The sequence below is a fragment of the Aliiglaciecola sp. genome, from assembly GCF_039982535.1.
Taxonomy (GTDB): Bacteria; Pseudomonadota; Gammaproteobacteria; order Enterobacterales; family Alteromonadaceae; genus Aliiglaciecola.
Window position 1 is genome coordinate 1 of the sequence record NZ_JBDWYG010000058.1, and the last position, 1,312, is coordinate 1,312.

A 1,312-nucleotide genomic window follows, 5' to 3' on the forward strand; every position below is an offset into this window, starting at 1 on the left:
AAACTCTCGCTCCTTCAGATGTTACTTTTAATAAAGATGGTACAAAAATGTATGTTACCGCATTATCTTCAGATAGTGATGCCGCAATTTATGAATATAGTTTGAGTATTGGTTTTGATGTATCGACCGCTAGTTATGCACAAGTATTTACGGTTCATTCACAAGAGATTTCCCCAACGGGTATAGCTTTTAATGCAAGTGGTAGTAAGATGTTCGTAGTTGGCAGGAATGAAGATGCTGTTGTTGAATATAGCCTTAGTTCCCACTTTGATGTATCTACAGCCAGTTATGTTCAAGAATATTCTGTGGACGGGGAAGATACAAACCCGACAGGAGTTGTGTTCAATAGCAATGGCACAAAAATGTATATCTCAGGCAATAATGGAAGTGATATTAATGAATACCATCTAAGTACAGGTTTTGACGTATCCTCAGCGAGTTTTGTACAGTCTTTTTCGATATATAATGAGGAACTATCGATCAAAGGGCTGACCTTCAGCCCGGATGGCACAAAAATGTTTATTGTGGGTTCGCACGGCGATGAGGTTAATGAGTATTATTTGGGAGATGCTACTGCTCCCACACTATCGAGCGCGATATTTTCCAGCGCCACCCAACTCACCGTTACCTTTAGTGAGGCAGTTATAACAAAAAATGCTAACCCAGAAGATTTTACTCTTACAGACAGTGCATCAACTACCTTTGCTGTTACCGGTATCGCCGATGCAACGCCGGGGGATGGCGAACTTGAACTTACCGTAGCGAACGTAAGCACAGCTTTTGGATCTCTTTTCCTTACTTATACCAACAATAACGATGAAGTAACCGACTACAACAATAACGCATTAGTTACCGATAGTTCGGGAGTGAGTCCTGATTTACTACCAATGCTCAGTTCCGGCTACAAAGAAAGCGATACGAGTTTACAGCTTGGGTTTTCGGCACCGGTGCAAACCAATGGCGGCAATCCAGGAGATTTTACGGTAACCGATGCCCATGGAACTACCTTTGCTGTTAGCGCCCAAAGCGATGGGGTGGCCGGGGATTATTATATAAACCTAACGACTGCAGACTTGAGCACTGCCCTTTGGCCACTCACGGTAACCTACAATAACAATAATGGAGAAATCTCTAACTTGTCGGGGGCCTTAGCACTCTCTACTACCGGGGTAATTATTGCTAATAACAGTGTAGGCTTTGATATAGCTTATGCGTTCTTCGAACAACATTATTCTGTTAACTCTCAAGATAGAAACCCAACTGGTATAGCTTTCAACCCAAGTGGCTCGAAGATGTTTATTGTAGGAGGTTT

Annotated in this window: 1 protein-coding gene; it reads left to right on the top strand. The window is 42.4% G+C overall.

Annotated features, from left to right (window positions below):
* Positions 1-1,312, top strand: a 1,312-nt coding sequence (locus ABJV04_RS16875; protein ID WP_348492758.1) for a hypothetical protein, incomplete at both ends; no start/stop codon positions are given.